The following is a 3205-nucleotide window of genomic DNA, read 5'->3' on the forward strand; positions in this document are numbered from 1 at the left end:
ACTGTTGGCCATAAGTCGGTGTTTTCTGGCAACGGAACGGGTTTACGCTCAAGGGGGTTTATAGTTTGAAAAAAGCCTAAAATGAGCACTAGCCACGCATAGGTTTCTGCCAGCAGCAAGCCTGCGCCTAATGTAAGCGCAACAGGGTCATCCCAATTGAGGGTTTCTGTGTAGCGCCACCATAAATAACGTGATGAAGTGGTTACCGATAGGGTGATCATTACAATGGTGGCCATTTGTCCTTTAACGCGCTTAAGCCCGTATGCCACTATCAAAATAAAACTAATAAACACGGCTTGTGCTTCTAGGCTAAACGGAATGGTTATAAAAATAGCCAGTAAAAACAATATAAAGGCTACAACCACATATTTTATTAGTTTATTTTGCCAAATCTTAGCGTCAGCCATGGTTTTAAAAGCACTTTTTTTAGAACCCTTAACGTTTTTTGATAACAAACGCTTTAGTAATCTACCTAGCTTTAAGTCAAACCAACGCAACTGTTTAAGTGAATAACTTACCCCATTATAAAACTGATTTGATAGCCGCTCCCTTACAGAGTTATTTTTAGGTTTGTATTTAAAAAATAACAAATAAACGCTTTGAATGATAAAGCGCAAAATATTTGAATAAATAAACGTGCGGTACGGCAAGCGAAGATGCGGGTAGTAATCATATAAAATAAGTTCAAAGTTAATTTTGTGGTCTTTTATATTGATAAACAATGAACTAATCAGCGTAATAAAAGGCATTAAAAAGGCTTCTATTACGTTTACTTTGTGCTGGTTAAAATAACTATGAAACTTAAATAAAATATAACGTACAAGTTTTTCAGTAAAAATAATGCTTAACAGTAAATACAAAGTACTGTGTATTGGGCGCTTATAAAATAAAGAAAAGCTCATAACTACAGGGCCGATTTACTTACAAGCCAGCCGGCAAGTGTTTCAAAGTCATCGTTAGCAACACTGTAAGGCGCACAATTAAGCGCTACATTTCTATAGGCTGTAGACTCTTTAATTACTTCATCACTATTTATAAAAAAGGGCGCCATAAGCGGCAAGGTAGATTGCCATAAAGAAAACAGGTCAAACTCAAGTGTTGATGCAGAGTTATAACGATTGACTAAAAAGAAGTGTTTCCACTGGTTGTCAGTGTGTTTTAACGTTTGTAGTTTTTTATAAATTAAGCTGTGGCAAATAGCATCACAATTAACTATTTCAATCACTATGTCGTTTTTATCGAGCGGATAGTGGGTTATATCAATATGTGCAGGGCAATCAAAAAGAAGCCAAGCATTATTGTTATAATCCAGTTTATTGCAATTGTTTATGAAATCGAATAACGCGGCGGTACTAACACTTTTATCGCCAAAAGGTAAAAACACTATGCCATCACTATCTTGATGAAAGTGCTCAAGGGCTTGTTCAAAGCCCTGCTCGTTACTCCAGCCGTGGTTGTACTGCCAAGGCAGGCCAAAGTGCAGGCCCAAATCGCTTTTAGAGTCTAAATCTATAGCAATAACGTCAGAGCCTGACTTTTTTAATACGCAGGCTAAGTTGGCAACCATAGAAGTAGCGCCAGTGCCGCCTTTAATACCTTTTAGAAAAATTCTTTGCAAAGGGTTGTTTACCTGTCGTTTCAATTACTACTTACGCATTTACTGCACGGTGTATTTCGTTCAGTAATGCGTATTTTTCTATTGTTTGTTTATTTTTTTGTTTATTAACAATTTCAACGTAATCTTCACTTTTGCCGCCAAAACGCCGTGCAAGGTTCTCAATGTCATTTGATGTTAAGGTTTCAGAGCTTTTTGTCGTTAAATTACGCATTGTTGCCTTTATGGTGAAGTTTATTATTTTTATTTAAAGTGGACAATATTTGTCTATTATATATAGAATAGCGGGTAAAACTAGTAAAAAAGTATTTTTTATAGGCTAAATTCAGTGCAAAACTTTAACATTTCAGGCTTGCAGCCCTCTGCTGCAGAGCTAAAACCTGCATCGTTATATGCAATTTTAGCCCCTTTAGACAATTTTGCTACTGAACTGGCATTACATGCAATTAATAAACCCTCAGCCTCTGATATTTATATTGTTTCTTCTCAAATAGAAACATTTTTTGAAGGCCCTTTTAGCGATGCATTAAATCATGCATTTGACCAACACAAAGTGCATCCGTTTAGGTTTTCGGCAGATACACGTGACTGGCCAAAGCAACAAATAATTAACAATACGCTAAAAGAGCTAAATGCTTATAAACAGCTAAATAATGCATTAGTCATTGTTCACTTTAGTACGACTGATTTAGCCTCATTGGATCAAAAGCAACTGATGCAAAGTGTTCAGACCTATAAAAAATTTAGTACACAATCAGGAGCGACCGTTTTATTTTTAGTTTCTGGCCCTGAGGTGACTAACTATCGCTTTTTATTAAGGCGGTTAAATTCGGACCTCGACGGGTTGGTATATGTTGAAAATGATTCAACAGTGCGCGTACTAGAGTACGATTATTGGCATCACAGTACAGGTATCATCGCCTCTGTACAGTATCCATTAATGATTGAAAATGGCTGCTTTAAAGTGCAGCAAAATAGTATTACGGAACAACAAACCTCAACATCGGGTGTATTTGCAGATGAAGACGACGTGTGGATTGTACAAGGAGCTATTCCTGAAGGGACCAAGCTTCCTGCAAAATATAAAATAATAAAAGACAACAATGCGCTTTTTTCAAAAGGCCCTAAATTAGAGGCGGCAACATTGGTATTTGCAGTTTCGCGTTATACCGATTTAGCCCTGCTTGCCAAGCAATGTTTTGAGCTGAGAAAAAACTGTGGTCGCTGGCTTAAATTAGTGATTCAGAACGTTGACGGGGTGATCCGCCATCAAGATGAATGCTTATTTTTGACCTTAGGTGTTAATCTTATTTTGTATAGTTTTTCAGAGCCTTCAAGGTTGCTCTCACAGGTGCAGTCAATTCAAGGGTTTCAATTTTCAAGACCGTTACCGCCTTCTATTGAACATGTACTTCAATTTACCGAAAATACCTTTTCTAAAGGTTATCTCCCTTTTATAGAATTTACCAAACAGGTAGAAGTTCACAGCGACTCAGCTGTAAATTTAGGGGTAAGCGGGGTGTTGGTTAAATTAAAGCTTTTGCCTCGGATTGACCCAATCCACCCTTTGCATTTATTTCATATAAAGCG

At 37.2% G+C, this 3205-nt stretch carries 3 protein-coding genes and 1 pseudogene; 1 reads left to right on the forward strand and 3 read right to left on the reverse strand.

What is annotated here, in order from left to right; all coding sequences use genetic code 11:
- The 3 genes and pseudogenes from B2R65_RS15315 to bcsR all read right to left on the reverse strand — a co-directional run.
- Positions 1 to 902, reverse strand: a pseudogene (locus tag B2R65_RS15315) (UDP-forming cellulose synthase catalytic subunit); the annotation flags it as partial.
- A 2-nt stretch (positions 903 to 904) separates the two neighbouring features.
- Complete coding sequence (gene bcsQ / locus B2R65_RS15320) at positions 905 to 1618, reverse strand: cellulose biosynthesis protein BcsQ (protein WP_286744123.1); 714 nt, start codon at positions 1616 to 1618, stop codon at positions 905 to 907.
- 31 nt (positions 1619 to 1649) lie between these two features.
- Entirely contained in the window at positions 1650 to 1829 is a 180-nt protein-coding gene (bcsR, locus tag B2R65_RS15325) for a BcsR/BcsP family cellulose biosynthesis protein (protein WP_004588341.1), read from the reverse strand.
- 114 nt (positions 1830 to 1943) lie between these two features.
- On the opposite strand from bcsR, the gene bcsE reads away from it, so the two are divergent.
- The coding region (bcsE, locus tag B2R65_RS15330; RefSeq protein ID WP_286744127.1) for a cellulose biosynthesis protein BcsE at positions 1944 to 3205 on the forward strand (1262 nt) is incomplete at its 3' end.

Origin of the sequence: Pseudoalteromonas sp. UBA2102, assembly GCF_002331165.1 — a bacterium.
Taxonomy (GTDB): domain Bacteria; phylum Pseudomonadota; class Gammaproteobacteria; order Enterobacterales; family Alteromonadaceae; genus Pseudoalteromonas; species Pseudoalteromonas atlantica.

What these genes read in the sequence shown, in the direction of transcription:
- bcsR (WP_004588341.1), bottom strand. Translation starts at nt 1,829, where the DNA reads ATGCGTAATTTAACGACAAAAAGCTCTGAAACCTTAACATCAAATGAC.